At 35.2% G+C, this 19,931-nt stretch carries 12 protein-coding genes; 2 read left to right on the forward strand and 10 right to left on the reverse strand.

The window, feature by feature from the left end:
* Nucleotide 1: 1 nt before the first annotated feature.
* From DI076_RS08925 to DI076_RS08970, 10 genes are all read right to left on the reverse strand, one after another.
* The gene (locus DI076_RS08925) at nt 2-646 is read right to left on the reverse strand and encodes a hypothetical protein (protein ID WP_108959593.1); all 645 of its coding nucleotides are present in this window, start codon (nt 644-646) and stop codon (nt 2-4) included.
* A complete protein-coding gene (locus tag DI076_RS08930; protein WP_108959594.1) occupies nt 633-6,521 on the reverse strand; it encodes a TIGR04388 family protein in 5,889 nt (1,962 codons plus the stop codon). Before DI076_RS08930 ends, DI076_RS08925 begins: the two co-directional genes overlap by 14 nt.
* Nucleotides 6,522-6,554: 33 nt before the next feature.
* The gene (locus tag DI076_RS08935; protein WP_135358385.1) at nt 6,555-9,092 is read right to left on the reverse strand and encodes an AcrB/AcrD/AcrF family protein; all 2,538 of its coding nucleotides are present in this window, start codon (nt 9,090-9,092) and stop codon (nt 6,555-6,557) included.
* A gap of 131 nt (nt 9,093-9,223) precedes the next feature.
* Nucleotides 9,224-12,202 carry an efflux RND transporter permease subunit gene (locus DI076_RS08940; RefSeq protein ID WP_108959596.1) on the reverse strand — a complete coding sequence of 993 codons (2,979 nt, stop codon included), beginning with the start codon at nt 12,200-12,202 and terminating at the stop codon, nt 9,224-9,226.
* Nucleotides 12,199-13,629, reverse strand: coding sequence for an efflux RND transporter periplasmic adaptor subunit (locus DI076_RS08945; RefSeq protein ID WP_245918354.1), 1,431 nt, complete (start codon nt 13,627-13,629; stop codon nt 12,199-12,201). Before DI076_RS08945 ends, DI076_RS08940 begins: the two co-directional genes overlap by 4 nt.
* Complete coding sequence (locus tag DI076_RS08950) at nt 13,593-14,201, reverse strand: hypothetical protein (protein ID WP_135358386.1); 609 nt, start codon at nt 14,199-14,201, stop codon at nt 13,593-13,595. Before DI076_RS08950 ends, DI076_RS08945 begins: the two co-directional genes overlap by 37 nt.
* Nucleotides 14,202-14,206: 5 nt before the next feature.
* Complete coding sequence (locus tag DI076_RS08955) at nt 14,207-14,728, reverse strand: hypothetical protein (protein ID WP_108959598.1); 522 nt, start codon at nt 14,726-14,728, stop codon at nt 14,207-14,209.
* Nucleotides 14,725-15,246, reverse strand: a complete 522-nt coding sequence (locus DI076_RS08960; protein ID WP_108959599.1) for a hypothetical protein — start codon at nt 15,244-15,246, stop codon at nt 14,725-14,727. Before DI076_RS08960 ends, DI076_RS08955 begins: the two co-directional genes overlap by 4 nt.
* Nucleotides 15,243-16,607, reverse strand: a complete 1,365-nt coding sequence (locus DI076_RS08965) for an Ig-like domain-containing domain (protein ID WP_108959600.1) — start codon at nt 16,605-16,607, stop codon at nt 15,243-15,245. Before DI076_RS08965 ends, DI076_RS08960 begins: the two co-directional genes overlap by 4 nt.
* On the reverse strand, nt 16,594-18,126 hold the full coding sequence (locus DI076_RS08970; RefSeq protein ID WP_108960879.1) for a TolC family protein: 1,533 nt from the start codon (nt 18,124-18,126) through the stop codon (nt 16,594-16,596). Before DI076_RS08970 ends, DI076_RS08965 begins: the two co-directional genes overlap by 14 nt.
* 142 nt (nt 18,127-18,268) lie before the next feature.
* Here DI076_RS08970 and DI076_RS08975 point away from each other — a divergent pair, with 142 nt between their 5' ends.
* Nucleotides 18,269-18,991, forward strand: a complete 723-nt coding sequence (locus DI076_RS08975; protein ID WP_108959601.1) for a FecR family protein — start codon at nt 18,269-18,271, stop codon at nt 18,989-18,991.
* Between the two features lie 2 nt (nt 18,992-18,993).
* The gene (locus DI076_RS08980; RefSeq protein WP_108959602.1) at nt 18,994-19,911 is read left to right on the forward strand and encodes a DUF4384 domain-containing protein; all 918 of its coding nucleotides are present in this window, start codon (nt 18,994-18,996) and stop codon (nt 19,909-19,911) included.
* Nucleotides 19,912-19,931 lie beyond the last annotated feature (20 nt).

Consider the following 19,931-nt stretch of genomic DNA (forward strand, 5'->3'; position numbering starts at 1 on the left):
ATTAACGTTTCTCTGGAATTGGTGGTACTTTGGTGGATATAAATCCGTTGAAAATTTGATTTTTAATTGGTTTTTCCTCTATAAATAAAATAGATTTATATTTGTTGTTATTAGAAATTTCAAACTCTACAAGCTTTCGATTTCCGAATTCTATTTTTCTTAATACTTCTTTATCAACTGGATCAGATGTTATTGCACAATATAAATATAATATTGGAATTTTAAAGCTTTCACATTCTTTATTTATACACTTTTGTTCATAATACCAATTATTTTGTACTGGAAATATTTTACCTTGACCAATTAAACTGCGTTGGCTGGGCTCTTTATCAGGCCCTCCTTGAAAAATTCTAAAATCTCCTTTAGAATCAATAATATAAAATAACGTTTGTTGATCTTCCCCAACCCATGTTTTATTAAAAAATATCTCCCCTAGTTTGGATCCTCTAATTTCGTTTAGTGTTTTGTAACAACTTAATTCTTCAATTTTAGTTAAACATGTGTTATTTATTTCAGGATGTAAATAACATCCATTTTCCATTTCATAAAAAAAAGGTTCATCTTTCTCTACAGTATTGGTTTTATTATCTTTGCAATAACTGAAAAAAAATATAATTAAACATAATCCAATATTATACATTTTCATTTTTGACAGTTCCTTGCGGTTTTAAATTATAAAATTCAGAACGGATTAAATAATCAGAATGAATGTCTGGAATTTTCAATTTTGAAATTTTCTCACTAATTTGGGTATCAGACATTTTTTGAGATTTATATTTTGATGTTAAATTTGTTATTATTTGCTTATTCGTCTCTGCTCTGATCCATCGATTTTGAACTCCCTTTCCTCCAGCTGATTCCGAGATCAGGTATTCCATCACTCCTAATGTTGGATTGAATTGTTTTCCGATGACAATATAAATATGATCTGATTTCATAGCATCTCGTTTTGTTCCCTCAATCGTTTCCATTTTCCTTGTGATTCCAATGGTACCAACTTTTAGATCAGGGATGATACCTTTTGCCTTATGAGCTTTCAATTCAGTTTCCGTTGTGAGTCTTTCTGAAACTAATTTCGTAAAACTACCAGCTTGTCGGAAGTATTCCACTCCATTTTTGTGAACATAACCAGAATTAAATTCAGTAGCCATCCGTTCCATTTCTTCAGGAGTTAAGTATACATCTGAATTTAAATTGGCAAAATTTCCTTTCTCCGTTAATCCCGCACCAAATAACACAGCACCTATGTATCGGATACAATCTGTCTCCGAAATTTTGCGAAAACCATTTTCATCTACCGTGTTTACAGCAGATACAACTTCTTTTCCATCAATTATTTGGGATTGTTTGTATTTTATTTTGTTCATCAGGTTATCACCAAGTAGTTTGGCTACATTGGCGCAATGTTGGGATACGAGTTCATTTGTAGAGAGGTCAACATCTTGTGAATATTTACAGATTTCATCTCCCAATCGTTTTACATACGCATCTATTGTTTCCTTCTTTGGATCAAATGTGGCGTTTACCTTGGAAAGAGCATCACTGGAACTCACATATTCCACGAGCTCGGAGCCTATTGGACGAACTGAACGAGATTCGCGTAATCGTTTGTATTCATTAAGGGACTTTTCCACTGCCTTAGACATGGTAACATCTTTTCCACCACGTTTTACTTTGATTTTCGCTTCAATATCAGTGGTATCCACTCCTGCTTGTTTCAATTCGTAGAGTTTTTTTTCGGTATCTAACCTCGAGTCTTTCTTATAATCATCGATGATACTTGTTTTTAATTTGGAAATTCGATCAGTTTCTTTTGCCGATAATGGCAATTTTGTATTTCCAACTTGCTGGTTGGACTGCTCTGGGGTAAACGTATCAGCATACCTGCTAACAGATTCACCAAACCAAAACAATCCTTTTTGAATCGGGTCGGTAAAACGGCTAAGGATAGACCGATCTGAATTGGATTCAAATTTCATTTTACCCATATCCGATCCAACTTGTAGGAAACTACTACCTCCACTCATTCTATTTCGCAGTAAATTGAGAGCGCCAAATCCACCTAACAATAAACTACCGAACAACCCAATCTGAGCAACTGTGTCGGAAAGCGGACTATCACCTTCATTTTCAATCACATTCCCATTTTGATCAGTAACATCGCTTGCGTCTTGCGCCATATTGATGTTCTGATTGGCAAAATTGAATTCCTCAAGTTGGAATCCGTCTTTTGAATTGGTTCCTATATTGACTCCCTGTAAAGTTGAAGTATATGCAATACCACTTGGGTCTATATTGGATGTGACTCCGAGTTTTGAGTTTGGTTCTGTATATCCAACACTACCACTGAGTCCCGATCCTTTTAGATCATACATCAAAGAGAAATTCCAATTTTTCCTTGGACCTTCGCCTGATGGATTATAATTGAGACCAAAATTATAATTTTGATTTGAAGTAAAGTCTGTTGCAAATTGTAGACCCTTTGCGATGGCCTGTGAAAATTGTAAGGAGGAGTTTCCTTTTTCAGATAAAGAATAACTCACATTATTAATTGAATTTCCTACACCAACAGTACCACCCCATCCATTTTGTTCTGAATAAGTGATACCAATTCCTGGCATCATACCTTTGAACATACCGGATTGGAACTTCCCAAACATATCTGTCAGACCTAACAAGGAACCATTGGCAAATCCTGCAACTGCACCCTTTGTTCCCTCATGACTACCTGCTGCTGTTTGTAAGACTGTCGATGCGACCACTTGCCCCGCTCTTGCCGTTGCGGGGATTGCCCCTTTTGTCAAAACATTCGCAAATTTTCCAACTTTAGTCAAAGCTGAATTGGCACTACTCCAAACTCCACTTGCACCCAAAGTGATAGCTAAAGAAGCAGAATTAACAATCGTTTGCCGAATAGCAGTATTTTGTGCTTTATCTTCTGATTTTTTCTTCTGGTATTTTCCATAAACACCATCCAAAGATTGTCTCACAAATGATTCATCAATCCCATATTCCTTTGCTAATTCTTTCGCTAGTAATGTTTTTCCAAATTCTACCATCACAGCATTTTTATCATTTAGGTTGAGATTTGAACTTTGGTGTTTTGTCCAATTAGCTTGTAAACCGAATGTCTGCAAGGTATATCCGTAATTAGCTTTAGAATCAGAGATTTGGTCTAAATTTCTTGCATTGGCAAATGTATGAGCATCTGTCATGATACTGTAAATTTCTTCATCTGGTAAACCAATGGCAACAACTGCTGTTTTCAGAATCCCTCCTATTGCGCCCGTGATTTGTGAACCTATGTCTGAAATGATATCGTTTGACATCGCTTTATCTGCTTTTTTTGCTTTCTGTTGCCCACGGATGTCACCAATGAGTTTAGCAATAGTGTCGGTTGGTAAACCAGTTGCACGTGCAAGAGATAGCGAAACACTTGATTCTATAATTTGTTCTTCGTTCTTTTTGATTTCTTCCAGCCGTGTTTTCGATCCAGAAATTTGTTGGTTTAATTTTTGGTAATTTTTATCTCCTATGAATTGTTTTGTTACAGCCATAACACCAGATAAGGCTAAATTGATTGGCACAGTCGCCAAACCATTTGTCACTGTATCAATCGCTTGTATTGTATGAGAAAGAGTTTTTCCCATGATCGTTTCCAATGATTGTATTGGATTTTTGATGGACACGAATTGATCACGCGCATTGATTTTTTTTGCGTTCAAGCGTCCTCGCATAAAGTCGATTGCCATTGATGCCATTTGGATTTGTTTATCATTCCCTCCTGCTGCTTTGATCCAAACTTTAGCGATTTCAGTATTTATCGATGATTCTAACTTTCCATTTAACGAAGCTTTCACTCCCGCAACACCACCTGATAGATAAGCGAGTGCCATTTCTTGTACAAAAGAATCTATATTCTCTTGTGATTCTTTTTTTGTTACGTATTTTTTATAATTATTTGCATTTAATGATTCAATTGCATTCAAATTTGTAATTAGCTGATTTTGGTCTTTTTTTAATGACTGAGTCGCAAATTTATCAGCGATCTGATTTTTTCTATTTTGCAGGGCTTCCCAATCTTCTTCTGTCCATTCAGTAAAAAAATCTTTTCGATCGATACTTTGGATTTTTCCGATAGAACTTAATGAAATTTGTTTACTTATCACAGACATTGAGGCATCATATTCGCCTTCGTTATTTCTAGAACCTAACATCCCATTGTAGATTTCTTTACTAATATTGATAATTCCATTTTTCCCTGGATCAGAGACTACATACTCTTTTTTTAACAATCCATTACATTTTGTTCCGCTTGGATCTTCATAACATTTTCCAAATTTAGTTTTTTCTTCATCAGTTAAGCTTTTATAGTCTGCACTTCCGACTAAGATCATTTCTTCTTTTGACAATTTTCGATCACCGATCACATCTGTGTTTAAACCATACACATATTGGTTAATGAGTTTGTTTTGTTCCTTCTTTTGGAATTCCTCAAGTTCATGATTCATTTGGACAACACTAGCGTATTGACTGACCCCAAGCACTGTTCTTTGAAATGTTTCAACCAAAGAACTTTGTCCAAACTGAATTTCATTTAAATCATTCCCTAATAGAGATTCATTTCGAAAACTGAATAGTTTCCCTTGGTCTTGGATTGTTTTAAAATTAGATTCAAATTGTATAGGTTCTCCATTAGAAACTTTTGTTGTTACATCCCCTCTTTCATACAACTCACTCCAGGATTTCCATCCTTTCTCATTTTCTTCTTCTAACTTTTGTAACCAATTTTCTTTCGACGATTCTAAGTTCATTCGATTTTTCTGGTATTCGAGTTTTGCTTCTTCAATGAGTCCTTCTCGAACTCCAGCCCATTTTTTAAAACTGTCAGAATATTCTTTCACTCGTGATTCCCAATGAGTGATTGCTGGTAACAATTTGTCCGTAAAACTTTTGTTTTGTTGGTTTAATTGTGAAAAATTAGAATCCCAATATAAAGACGTAGTATAGGAATTATCATCATACATTTCATACAAAACAGAATAACCGATAGCACCCATTTGGTATGAATAAGTTCCAGGAGTGAAAATTGTTAAATTACGTTCTGCTTGCCAAAAACCATACTTACTCTTCCCATCTAAGATCAAATTCCCTTGTGTATGATGTGCATTCTCGAATGGAACTCCTAGTCCCATGATCGTGAAATTGTTAAGAAAATGGTAAGCATCGGTATACAAATTGGCATTGATCAGATTCTGAACCCTTCGACCGTCTCCCAACTTTGCATTAATAATATCTGTTAATTGATGATAATCAGCATTATGGATGGAACGAAAAAATGATTGTAATTCAGAATCTTGAATCCCTGCAAATACTCCAACATCTCCGGGAATGTTACCCCAATTTTCATACTTAACATCACTTGACAATTGATTGTAATTTTGATTTCTCAAAATCCATTCTGCTTCTCCAATATTAAAACTTGTTTTTGAATTATTTAAATTGATTTGTAAGCCAGTTTGGTATGTATAAATCCGATCTTTATAATAGGTTTGTTCAACGAATGCTTTATTTGATTCGTCTGCCAAAAAATCCCGCATCTTCGTTGCAACATTTGTAAACAATAATTCAGGATCTTTTTCATTTGAGGAAAGGACATCGGAAATTTCTGTAATCAATTTTGAGAATATCTTACCTGCTTCGTTATAACTTCCATCATAGTTTCGATACAAACATCCAGTTGTAATTTCACAAGTACCTTCGATTCCATCTTTCATTTGTTGGATCATGGAAGCCAAAGCCGTATAGACCGTTTGTCTGTATTCGTCGATAACATTCAAATTGCTAATGAATTGATTTTCTGTTTCCTGGAGAGTTGATAAGTATTTGAGATAATCCTCATCAAGTGATGCTAATGAAGACGCAAAAGAGTCTAACCCCTCTTGTTTTGATTTTTCCCATTGGTATTCCCATTCCTCAGCTGCCCGCAGGATATTTTCTCGATTCTCAAGTAACAACTTTTCTTCCTGGGTATATGATTCATAAATGGTTTCTTTTCCAATCCTTTGGAAATAAAGGGCATCTACTTTCCCTGTTTCTAATTTTTCTAAAAAACTGGTTCTGTTAAAAAAATAATCATTTACTAAATTACGTTCCCATTCTGCATAAAAGACCGATGCTTCTGAAAGCAAAGAGCGTCTTCTCTCATCCACATAACCTTCATTTGAGATAAATTCATCCTCTCCTGTTTCTTTTTGTAAAATTTCTTCAATCTGACGATTTGCCTCTGTTTGCCAAGAAACAATCGCATTTGTCAATACTGTCTCGACAGCCTCTTCCCAATCTTGCAAAGAAGTTGAAAAATACAGTCTACCATATAAGTCTGCATATTCATTTGTCTGATAACTTGGGACTTCCCAGGTATCTTGCAATGATTGGGAAAATACAACAGTAGAGTTTATTATATAATAACCAATGAAAACAAACGAAATGGCTCTAAACCAATATTGATATGATAACATAAAGACCCTCAGATTAAAGAGGTGAACTTTTCGTTATCTGGTTCTGAAATTTTTTAAACTGTTTTTGCACTTATCATTTAAGATTCCAAAAACATGGAACAAAAACAGTGACTGGAATAAATAAACACCCGATTTCCATGGATAAAAATAAGAACCAAATAACAATCCAACGTAAGGAAGGCTTAGGTAAAAAGAACTGATACCCTTATCAAAAGAATTCATTCGAAAAAAGAGAAATAAGAATGGGATAAAGCATAATTGATCATAATTTCTTGTAAAAAATTGAGTTTGCCATTTACATAGGATTACAAATGCAAACATAAAAGATAAAAATTCGATCCAGTACTTTTTCCGAAATATCAATGGCATTAGACATAAAAGCAAAAAAATAAATTGATATTTGATTGTCCCAGGATTTGTTTTCGTTCGTTCTACCAATTGAGTCTTATCATTGGCGAGTAATCTTCGAATCCCCTCCTCCATTGCAAGCCAATCGATATCCACACCTTTGACAAAGATTTCCAGACTTGTCTCTGAATTCTTATGGTATATTTTCCCCAAATTCTGTTGGGTTGAGTAATGCCTTAGTGATTCAGTATAATGAATTTTCCCATTTCCAACAACAATTGGCTGCTTTCTGAAATTCTCTGTTGAAATCGTATGATTTGCACTTAATTTTACATCAACTAACTTTCCACCGTATAACATTTTACTAACGATATTCGATTGTAATAATAGATTTGTTTCCCGAATCGAAGGATCAAGACCTATTCCCATTTTGGTCAGATGATACGCATTGGAATTAAACTCGATGCCTTCCACTGAAGGTTGAAATCCTAATACCACTTCCGTTACTTTTTTTTGAACCTGAACCCAAGGAATGATCTTTAAAACTGAAGTTTCTAATGATTTTGGATCCGGGTTTGAGAACCTTAAAATGGTTGATTCAAAACCTTCCATTTCTTCTAAAAAATGAAAGTAACCCATTTCCGAAGGTAAGTTCATAAAATGAAGGGAATGAATCCCTTCCTTCCATTTCATATAAAAATCAGACCTAGTATTCTTATGAGTCACAACAAGTAAGTTTGTCAATTTGTTCTGAAGGATTGATTGTTCCACTTGTTTTGTTATACGGTTTCTTTCTGATTCTGCTACATAAGAAGGGAATTCCAATCTTGCCAATTGAATGTTTTCTAAATGGGGAATGGAAGATACTGGATCAAAAAGCACTGGCAGAGAATATAAGAAGAACAGAAAAAAGAATGAGAAAGAAATAATGTCAACAGTATTGAAACGAGGAGGTTCCCTCTTTGAAACCAATTCATTTAGCTTCTGTATTTGCAATTCGAATAAGGAAAAACTTTGTTTTCCTTTGATCTGCCAAAATATAAAAAACAAATGTAGAAGGATTGGATAAAAAACGAGTGCAAATAAAAAGATAAGAACTAAATTTAAAATCGAAATGGGAACCAAATGAAAATAAAGTGCGAGGCACAAAATCGAACTTGCAAAGTACAATTGTTTTTTATGCACAATCATCCTTCGAAAGGAAATAAAAGGTAACTGGACTTTTAAAAGTAACAAAAATACAAAACCAGAGATTCCGATAGTTAGATCCAAACACGTGAGACTAAAAAATAAGCACACAAGAAACAAAATAAATGTTAACGTGTGTATGATGCTCAAGCTCCATTGCTTTTTCAAAATACCAAAATAAATGAAATAAAAAACTTCGATTACTAGATAAAGGTAAAAAATGATCTTTATATTCTCTAGGAAATCCTCTTGGCTTGAAAACACAAATTGCCAATCGGGGAACTCAGATAGAAACGAATCTAAAAGAAACGATAATTGAATGAGTTGGAAAGGATTGTTTGTAACGATCACGATTGATTCAAAACTCGAACCATTGATTCTTGTATGATTTTTTCCATACACATTCGTTATACTCGTCGTTGCAATTTTCCCCAGAGTAAGTAAAGTTTTCCCTTGTATCAAGATTAAAACTTTTTCCCATTCGATCGGATCAATTGGATACTCTTTTACAAAATATTGCTTTTGACTCGGATCATAGGAAACCGAATCTAAATGATGGCGTAAACTATCGTAAATTTCCACCATGGATGGGCTCACGCCATTCAAAAGACGATTATGTTCTACATTGATTTGAATTTCTGTTTCAGATTCCGGTTGGTATGATACTTTTTTAACACCCGTTAAATTCTGAATTTTTCTTAATAACCCAGCAGGTGGTGGCATTGTATTTTTGGAAATTCTACGGAGGAGGATCATATTTGAATCATTTCCAGAATCAAACATAAACCTAGGAAACAATACACCTTTTGGGAATAGAGTTTGATTCAAAATATATAAATTTCGAATTGTTCGAATGAGATCCTCTTTTTGGACTCCTTCACTCAGTTTTAAGTGCATGGAAATACTTCCAAACTCCGAAACAGATTTGAGTTCCAAATACCCACTCACCGATTTTAACACCATCTCCCAAGGTTTCGTAAGTGACTCTTCCATTTGGCTCGTAGTTTTGCCAGGCCAATTTTGTGATATAATCAATGTATGTTGGTCAAATTTCTCCCTACTTTCACTTATTAAAATTTCCCGACATGTCATTAGAGAAATCAAAATGACAGTGCCAAAAAACAAAAACCATTGGTATGGAAACTTTTTGGCAAAGAAGAAACTCATTACATAAAACCAAAAAATTTGGTGAAAATTCTTGGATAAAGGTAAAACACAAACACATAAGAAATGAGAATTCCGATACACATTGTCACAGCAATCGATCGGACAAATTCGGATCCTGGTAATATTATGAAAACAACTGGAATCAAACCAAAAAACGTACTTCCAAAGTTAAGTAAAATTGGTTTTCGTAACCAATCAAAAACCGATTTAATTCTAAGTGAATTATCAAAAATCTCTTTCGTTAACTCCCATCTTTCGCCATAAAGCGAAATACTATCAATAGATAAACCAATCAAAATAACGAGTCCCATATAATGTCCAAAATGAATTTCAGGAATTAATAAAATCAAACACATGCTTACTGACAGAAAATAACATATACTTATTGAAAGATATATAAATGGCCGATAAAAGGATTCGTAAATCCCAACTAACGCCAAGTAGATTAAAACAAAAGAACAAACCAATAATAGGAGTAATATCTTATAAAAATTGAATGTTTCTTCATTTGCTGAAGTGATATAGTATTGTAGTCCCTCTATTTTTTGAGAAAGGATACTTTTTTCGATCCCTAAATTGCCTTCCCATTCCAAATAAAATTTTTCTGATTCCCTTTGGTAAACGGAAAACGTTTTTTGTTCCGTCATTTGGAATAATGATTCTGGAAAAATCCGTTCTTTGCTGACCGATTTAAAAAGTGGCAATGAAGAGGAAGTAGGCAAATTTAAATCGTCAGATCCTTTGCTAATTGATAGATACAATGGGAGTAAATTATTTTTGCCTAAAAGGCCCAAGTATTTTGGCGAAGATCGGTATAGTAGATTTTTTTCCAAATCATCTATGTCTGGTTGGACTTCCGAATTGGGTAAAATTTTCGATTTCCAAACCTTCAATGTGATGTTTGTTGGCAAAAAATGGAAATCACCACCTAACTTCTCTTTTGAATTGGAATGAATAACTTCGTTTGCAAAACGATTCAATTGCTCCCAATCTTCATGCAGTAAAACAATTTTATTTACAGGGAGAAATGGTAAAGAATGCGATAATTCGGAATGAATCTCAGCTGTTTCCACTTGCCAGCGATTCGGGTTTATCAATTGCATCACTTCAGAGAGCCATTTTTCAGATCCATCAAAATCAAACCATTTGATGACAAAAGGAACAGCATTTACATTCGGATCCAATTGGTCCAAGTGAGGGTTTTGAGGTAAGATTACAATATTTTGAAGTAAATGGTTTCCATTGAATCGACTCAGAATTTCTTTAATGAGGAATTTTTCTTCCACAAACTGAATCGTTGATTTTGGAACCACATGGATCATTTTTCCAATCGGTTTTGGTTTTGGAAAGATTTGGAATTGGTCGTTGTTCCAATAAGAAACAGATGTTAAAAATATTAGCAACAAACATGAAAATGCGATCCATTTTTTCCAAGGCCATTTCAGAAATAAATCCCAAGGTAATTGAAATAGATCCTTCTTTTGATGAATTGTCTTTTTGTGCAGCGAAGGATTAAAAGTAAGGAATAATAAAGGAATGATCGTGACCGATGTCACAAAACTGGAAAAAATCAATAAGACAATACTGAGTCCAATATCATAAAAAAAATCCCTCCACTCATGTGCATATAACAATAAAGGGAAGATCACTACCATGGTAGTTAATCCAGAACAAAACAAGGAAATCAAAACATTTTTTACACCTTCCGCGACACTGTTCACATTCACTACTTCCTTTCGGCATTGGGATTGGATGGAGTAATAAATCAAATTATTTGCATCGAATAACATTCCGATTCCAACTGAGATCCCACTGAGACTCAATAAGTTGACTGAAATGGAAAAAAGATTCATGAGATGGAAAAAACAAACAAGAGAAAAGATAACGGAAAATAACAAACACAATACAGGAAATAATTCTTTGTACAAAGAGTAGGAGAACACGAGAGCAAATAGTAAACTTGCCAATAGAAAGAAAATGAATTGGTATAATTGATTAGTTAATTCAGTTGAAGTATCAGAGTAAACAACAGGTTTAATGGATTCATTGTAGTTGTTTAATATCAGATGGATTTGAGATGAAAGTTTTATAGGATCTTGAGATCTTTCTGCATAAATGGCAAAATATACAGATTCATTCCCACCATGTTCCACAAGTTGATTCTGTGAAGAATGATGCATCGATGTTTCTGCAATTGCTTCTAGTGGGATGTATTTTGTATCTCCTAGATGAATTGGAAATTTTCGAATCTCTTCTAATGAGGAAATCTCAGGCCCATATTTAATTTCTGTTTCCCTGCCTAAATCAAAAAGTTTCCCAAGAGATCCTGCCTGGATGGCAGAAGTAATTTGTAACTCTATGTCTTTTATTTTGATTGGATGAAAGTTTAATACTGCTTCTCTTAATCGAATTAATCCAAAAGATTCAGAATCACCAATTTTTTTCACTTCGATCACTCCAGAAATTCTCTCCAGTTTGTATTTCAGTTGATTGATCAAAAATGAGAAATTTTCATTTGTTAAATTGGTTCGTTTGGAAATCGTAAACTCAAAAAATGGATTTTGGTTTTCACTTCCCATTTGAACTTTGGGAGTTCCAACCCCAAGAGGTAATTCATCTTTTATTTCATACAATAACTGAAATAATTCTTCTTTAAATTCCCAGAGAGATACCTCCGATTGTAAATAAATTTCAATCTTTGAATGTCCATGATCCGAATGTGTTCTGATTTGTTTGACCGCATTCAGTGAAGAAATGCGTTTTGACATAGGCAAACTCAATGTCATATCCACTTCTTCAGCTGAATGATTCGGAAATGCTGTTGTAATCTGGTATTTTAGCGGAGTCAGATTTGGCAATAATTGGAACCGAAAACGATCCATTTGAAAATAAATGCCGATGAACATTAAAATGATCCCAACCCAACACAAACGATTGTGTTTTTCGAATAATTGGATCAGGTTTCTAACAAATATCATTTTACATTGATTTGAAAAAAATCTTCTTCGTTTATCCCCACGAGGATTTCCATTTCTGATTGGTTATGAGGTTTACATTCAACATATCTTTTTTCAATTCTTTCACCAGATTTGACCATCAGGTAATAACCAGATGAAGAATCACCAAACACTGAGTTTGATGGAACAAGAAGACTATCCTTCATTCCTTCTGTTTCTACTTGAACAATACCAAACATACCAGGCAAGAGAGAGAGTTGATTTTTCTGCAACTTTGCTCTAACTCCAATTCCATGGGAACGAGCATCCAAATAACTGCTTATCTTATCGATTTTACCAATGGCAAATGGAGAGCCCTCTAAACTCGGTTGAAACGTGATCTCCTTACCGAGTTTCATCAGCCGTAGGTCTGATTCACCAATTTGATACGATACAGAAAGATCTCCATTTTCAATGAGTGTAATCGCTGGGAGATGATTGGTGAGTTCCCCTTCCTTTAAGTGAACTTTAAAAATAGATCCGGATTTAGGTGCATATAATTTAAATTCTGAAATCATTTGTTGATTTGTTTTGATCTGATTTTCGAGAATTTTTGTATTGGTAACACTTAAATCATATTCAGTTTTCTCAATCAGCGAATTTTGACGTTTCCAAATTTTAACCCTTTCACTCACAGAAACTGTATCTTCTGGAAAATCCAAACGAAGTGTTGTGACTAAACTTTCTCTGTCACGGATTAGATTTTTATAATTAGCTTGTTTTGTATCTACATCCAATTTCCAACGATCAAGCTCCGATAAAGAAACAAAACCTTCCTTCCACATTGTTTCTTTTTTTTCTTTTGTGATTTTTGCCGTTTCCCATTCGGCTCTCGCAACATCTACTAATTCCGTTTTTTTATCAATTTCTCGGATCTTAACTTCGATTAAATTTTCCGCATTTTTCCATTTTTCCAATGCGATGATCTGATGTGCTTTTGCGACTTCTAAAGAAATCGATAATTTTTCTCCTTCTAAACGGAGTAATTCATCATCTAACTGTAATAACAATTCTCCTTTTTTAACGGTTTGGCCATCGGCAACATGAAGGAACTTAATCCTACCAATATGTTTGGTCTGCAATTGTATTTCCTTTGTTGCTTCCACTGTTGCAGGGAATTCCAATGTAATTCGCTTTTGGATCACATGTGGTTTTTGAAACAATGGAGTTTCCTTTGGATTCCCGATTGCATATACATTTTGATCAGCTTGGAACCAATCCTTGTGATACAAGATTGTTGTCAACCAAGGGAATCTAGTTCGTATGTTTTCATTTGAAAACCAGGTAAATAGAATGGAAAGAGTTGTGGATATAAAGAAGTAAAGTATAAAGTATTTCAATTTTGATTTAAGTATCTGGAGGATTTTCGCTTTCATATACTTACGATCCAAAACATCAATCCTGACCATAAGAGTGGGATTCCATAACCAATACTTTTTGTAATATTAGGATTCAAATTCGTCACCATTCGAAGGGTAGAGGAAAACGACCTTCCATTCACTCCAATAAAAATGAAAAAGAGTAAAATCCAAAAAACTAACAGATACTTGGAATAAAAATGAGATTCTTGCAATAAACTTATTGATAGATTCCCAACATACAAACAAAGTATAAGGAGAAAAAACAACTGAGTTATTTTTTTAGAAAGTTGGAAGAGTTGGTAATTGATGTTGATTCTCTTCAACTTTAAAAATAGAAAAACCAAAAGAATGGAAAAACAAAAATAAAACAAATACAGAAAGTAAATCGATACAATTTGAAATGGATATAGTTGCCAAAAAGAAACACTTCCATACCGACTCACCATCTCCAGTTCTATCTGGATGTTTCTTAATTTCAGTTTGTCCCAGGAATAGAAACAATGGAGAAAATACAATATGGTATAAAGGAGAAAAAAAGACCAACCTTTTGACCACAAAAGATTCCAAATAAAAGTGCTTACGTTTGCAATATGACGAGTATGTAATTGGAGAAACTGCATTACCTTCATTTTTTTGATATCTCCTGGTTCATTCTATCTAGATAGTTCTGAAATTGTTTGATTTGGGCCAAAAATAATGATTTATGTTTCGTTTTTACTCGTTTTTCATTCCATTGAAGATACAACAAACAAGCCTCAGGTGAGACAGCCATAAGCTCTAATAATCTTTTTTCCTCTTCCTCCCCAATTTGTTTTTTCTCTTTGGAAAGTAAGATCACTTTAAAATAATACAAGATCAGTTCTGGAGTTTTTCTCTCGAACCCTTTCCATTCTTCCAAAAACGCATTCCATTCACTCAAATAAAAAAGAGATTTTAAATATAAACTTTCTTCTTCTATGGAAAGTTTCCTTTCCTTTTTTCGATCAGATAGGATAGCCTGTACTACCGTTAAATGGCCAGTATTGTATGCATCCTTGACGATTTGAAATTCCTTTAGATCCACTTCTGGTTCTTTCTCACAACCTAAGAAGGAAAAAAAAATAACAAAAACCACAAACCAAACTCTTCTAATATTTTCTGCTTTCATGGGTTACCTTCAGGTATTGGGAACAATGGTAAGTCAGACTTGGGATTCCATTCCCAATCAAATTGTTCGATTTGTTTATCCTTTATGTGGAAAAAGGTCATTCTGATTTGATGGTTTGGATTCCCAGTCTGATAAGGGAACCTAACAAAGAGAACCAAAGGAATTCCAAGACCATTTGCTATCTCAGACCAGTATGAAAACCGGGAAATGTTCTCTTCATTCTTAGGCAATATTAGTTTTTGAAATTCACTTAAATGATTGGTACTATTCAGATCGTTTTTGAATTCATGAATTTCATCTCGATGGAAAACTGAATACCCGCTTCGTTCTAATGATTCCGAAATTTGAAGGATCACTTCTTTTTCCAATAAGTAATGATCAGAATAAAAGGAAGAAACTGTGGGTACCAAAAGAATCAATTTCCCATTAGGAAGTGGAAATTTTTGGTACCTCACAGTTTCATGAAAGAGGGAGCAGGAAACAGAAAAAAATAGAACGATTGTGATGAGGATTTTCATTTTGCCTCCATTTGAATGACAAAAGGAGCACTCATTTTTTTTCCATTTGCAGATCGAATGTCTGCATCTAATCGAAATTCATAATAAGGATAAAAATTGGGAGCGTTCGATGAACTTGCCAAATTAAAGTCCCCACCAGTTGTATTATTTCCAAACAAAGCTCCATTGCAACTAGCTTCACTTTCTGCAAAGGAATATGTGATTTCCTTACATCCATATGGATACACAGATTGGCAATGGCTCCATTCCCATGTCGACAAACGAATATTACTTGATGGCGGAGAAATTTTTGTCAACCGACTGGAAGAGATAACCGAAATAGGATCCATATATTCATCAAAAAATAGTTTGAAATTGTCGGTATTCACATCCGCACAAGCAGAAGAACTCGCTATACCACCTGTTTCGTCATCTCCACCTCTAAATTGGTATTGGTGTGGAGAAAGAAATGACAATCCTTTACTCCAAAAACATAGGTTAGAATCCCAACGACTCCCAATTGTACTTCCTAATTCTTGGATTCCAATTCCGCACAATTGCGAAGCAAGTCCAAAGCCTACGACTTCAGGAGCCTTTGCCCCTTCATTAGTGTAAAAATCCATTCGGATTGGTTTTTCTATTTTTGTTCCATCCAATGCAGAAACACCAGAAGCCAAATTGATTTGGTATCTCGTTTGGCTTTGTAAAGGTGTATCCAATTTCACCTTAACTTGGGAGGGGTTTGTCCATTCTAAGTGGTAGGATGAATTTGGTTCCATTCGGAATCCTAGGGATACATCTGTTTGGTTCATGGGTTTTGAAAATACAATGGTTATGGGGGGGATTTGCGTATGACCCGAACAGGCAGTATTCACTTCTTCTAAAATACGATCCGCGAATGTCCCACCTGACAAACATTCATCATACGTTCCAACTGAAATCAATATTGAATCAATAGTAGGTGGAATCAGTGAGTCTTTCACTTGGACACCGAATGGTATTGAATAAACACGATCCAAATCTTTTCCTTTTTTGTTTTCACATTGTTTGGTGAGGCGGATCACATACCCACCAGGCAATAATTCTTGGTTCGGTATGAATTTTAAGGAAATATCAGTTGTTTCGAAATTCCCTTTTGTGTTTGGATCAAGAGAAAAAGCAGTCACACAGGATTGTATTTCCATCGGTTGGTTCCAGAGGATAAAGATATTTGTTTTAGGGGATACCGATTGTTCTCCGGAACTAGGACTAAAGGATACCACCGTTGGAGTATCATCATTTACAAACGTAGCCAACCAATCTTTAGAGGAACCCATCTTTGCATGGCAATGATGGAAAACAAACAATGGTAAAAGATACCAACTCCATTTAACGCATTTCATACGGATCCTCTAAATAAAATGGGGTAAGTTTGCCTTTGGTTGGTTCCCTTTTTTCTAAATTTTGAATTGGTATTTGTTCCCTCCAATCAGACAAAAGTTGATTGAATTCACTTTTATATTTATGGTGATGCAAATGGTAATAACGATTAGAGAAAGGATCTTCTCCAAGTAAAATAACTAATTCTAAAGCTGTTGCGATGTAAGTAAAATAATGATCAACAGTCTGTTCAAATGCGACAAAAACTTCCTCTTCGGTTTTTAAATATTCAATTTCTGTAATCTGATTTAATTTTTTCTCTTCCGCTTTTTGTTTTAATGTTAAAAATGCAGATCTCAAAAAATGTAAATACAATGTATATTTTTGGTATTCTTCCACTAACTTAACTTCAGTGGATTTGGAAACATTCCTTAAATAAAGTTCGGTTTGTTCTCGTTCTGTGTGAGACTGAAGTAAATTGTATCTGGCATCATATCGTTTTTTATCACGATTGACTTCATCGAATAAATTGAATGAACCACTTTGAAATGCATTTTCCCCTGGTCCTACCGCTTGGGGACCATACCCTGGAATTCGTTGGATTCCATTCCCTTCGGACTGCATTCCATTCTGGGTATTGGAAACAAAACTGGAACCTCCCAGATTAGCTTGGAATCCTATGCTCACTCCATAAATTTCGTTCTGGAGTGGGAATCCTTGGTTTCCATTCCTGCCCAAATAACCACCTAACACAAGCTTGGGTTTCCAGTCGTTTTTAAGAGATTCCTCTTCCAAATGGGCAAGTTCCAATTGGTACCGATTTTTTTTTCTCATAGGATGGTTCGCATCTACTTCAATTGGCGAAGAAGTTGGTGGGAAAATTTCAATCCTTTCTGTTATTCCAGGTTCCAATTCCAAGCTTTCATTTTGGTCAAGATACATTGATGATTTTAGTTCTAAATAAGAAGTTTCTCTCAAAGCTTGGGAATGAATTCGTTTGGCATAAAAATCCACCTCCCATTGTTTTAAGGATTTTGCCTCTACAGCTTGTAATAAGTTGGTTTGGATTTCTAGATTTCGTTTCCTATTTTCTAATTGGTAACGTTCTAATCTGTGGTCATACATCGATTGGATGAGAATTCGTTTATTTGCATTGAGATATGCCAGGGAGATGTTTTGGAAAATCTTTTCACGTAAGATTTTTTTATCCTCCAATTGGATGAGTTGTTTGATCTCAATTTTTTGTTTTTCTCGTTCAATTTCACCACCATCATACAATAATTGTTGGATTTGGATCCTTACATCACGATACTCTTGGTCTAGTTGTTCTCTGTTCCTTGAGAAAATTCCAAAATAATGAACTCCTAATTTCGGTAGGTATTGTTTCCATTTTTCGCTGAGTAAAATTGGGAATAGTTCTGATTTTGTTTTTTCTAATCTGAATTGGGCATTCCGTTCGAGACCCACCCAAATACAATCTTCCCATAAAAAGAATCCCTCGGCATGTAAGGATCCAATTCCCAAAGAAAGATATATGATCATAAGGAAGAGAACACGCCACATATCAAAAGATAGGTGGTATTAATTGATTCTGGTTCTAAATGGATTGATTTGTAGGGAATTTTTTGATTTTTTTTTCTGATTTTTGACTTGTAAGGTAGCGCTCGTACCTTATAAAAGTGGCATGATCCGTTTGATTCCCTTATTTTTGTTTTTAATCACGACCACTACCGTATTTGCTGAAGAAGTAGGAGTTGTTAGTTTCATCCAAGGAAACAATTACCTATCAGGTCCCCGGTTTAAAAAAGCAAAAGAACCAGTGAAATTAGGGAGTGTCCTAAAAAAAGGGGATACCATCACAACGGAAGATGGAACTTGCGAAATCCAATTGGCAACACAAGCAACCATTCGATTGGCGAAATTTTCGGCTCTCCGTATTGACGATTTATTGAATCCAAAAACCAAATCCACCACGCTCAATTTGGTAGGTGGCAAATTATTTGTAAAAGCACACAAACCGCCAGGTGGTGGTCCTAGTGATTCCCAATTGAGCGTAGTCAACCCAAGTTTTGTTGCGGGTGTACGTGGGACAGAATTCCTCGTGGCAACACCAAACCAAGGCGGGGAAGACGAAGACTTAAAAGAAGTGGAAACGGGAGTTTATGTGAATGAAGGTACCGTTGCTGTTAGCCCTGACAAAAAAGGCAAACAAACGCTAGTGGGTCAAAACGAAGAAGTGGTAGTTTCAGGCAAAGAATTGAAAAAACAGATTTTGGATGAGTTTGTAAAAGAAAAAATGCGTATCTTTGAACAATTCAAAGCCATCAAAGAAGAAAACTACCAACGCATCAAAGAACAGTACGAAAAAAATGATCAAATCATGAACGACTACAAAGGACAAGGTTAATCATGAAACGTTTTTTGGTACTTTTCGCAGTTGCCGTTTTATCTGTATTCTCTGCAGATCGAATTGGTACAACACCAGTATATAAAATTGCGATAGAGGCCTACCCTTCCACAGAAGAAAGTCGGGCTTTGCGAGATTTTATCAAAGAACAAATCCAATCCACTGGCCGTGGGCAAATCGTGGTATCCTTTCCTTCGAGTGAATCCAAAACCTGGGAATTTGACAAACGAGGAGAAGCGACAACCGAAACAAAGACCAATTTACAATCCTTAACCCAAGTTGATAAATTGGTTCTCGTTTCTTTAGAAGATGGAGAAGCACTTGTTTCCTTTGTAGATGTTTTACACGAAACTTTGGAATACCGAAATGCCCTCCCTGAAACTTTATCTAAAACGTTAGTGGCAGACTTTCTAAGTTACTTAGACAAAAAAAACATCTACCTTGCGCTCTCACACACAGGATCCAGTACAACATCCCAAGTCAAAATCAACTCACTCAAATCCACTTATGTGGCGGGGGAACCGATCCGTTTTGAAATCGAAACTGCCGAAGACAATTATGTGTACGTTGTTCTAGTTCCTGAAAACCAAAAAGGGGAACCAGTGTTACTCTTTCCCAATCCCATCCAAAGTGATAACTTTGTAAAAAAGGGAGAAAGGATCACAATCCCTGACAAACGTATTTCGTTCAAAGCGGCACCAACTCCTTCGAAAGATAGGATCAGAGCATTTGTCACAAGAGAGGAATGGAAAGAATACCAACTCCGTGGGAAAAAAGAAGATTCCTTCTACCGGTTATTACCACCAGCAGTTACTGGCACAAAAACATTAGCACGTTCCCTCACACCTCCACCTACCATCACATCCCCGATCGAACAAAGTTTGGTGAATGAGTGGGAATACCAAATCTTATCTCGCTAAAATTCTTGCAAATTACACTC

It is taken from the genome of Leptospira ellinghausenii, assembly GCF_003114815.1.
GTDB lineage: Bacteria > Spirochaetota > Leptospiria > Leptospirales > Leptospiraceae > Leptospira_A > Leptospira_A ellinghausenii.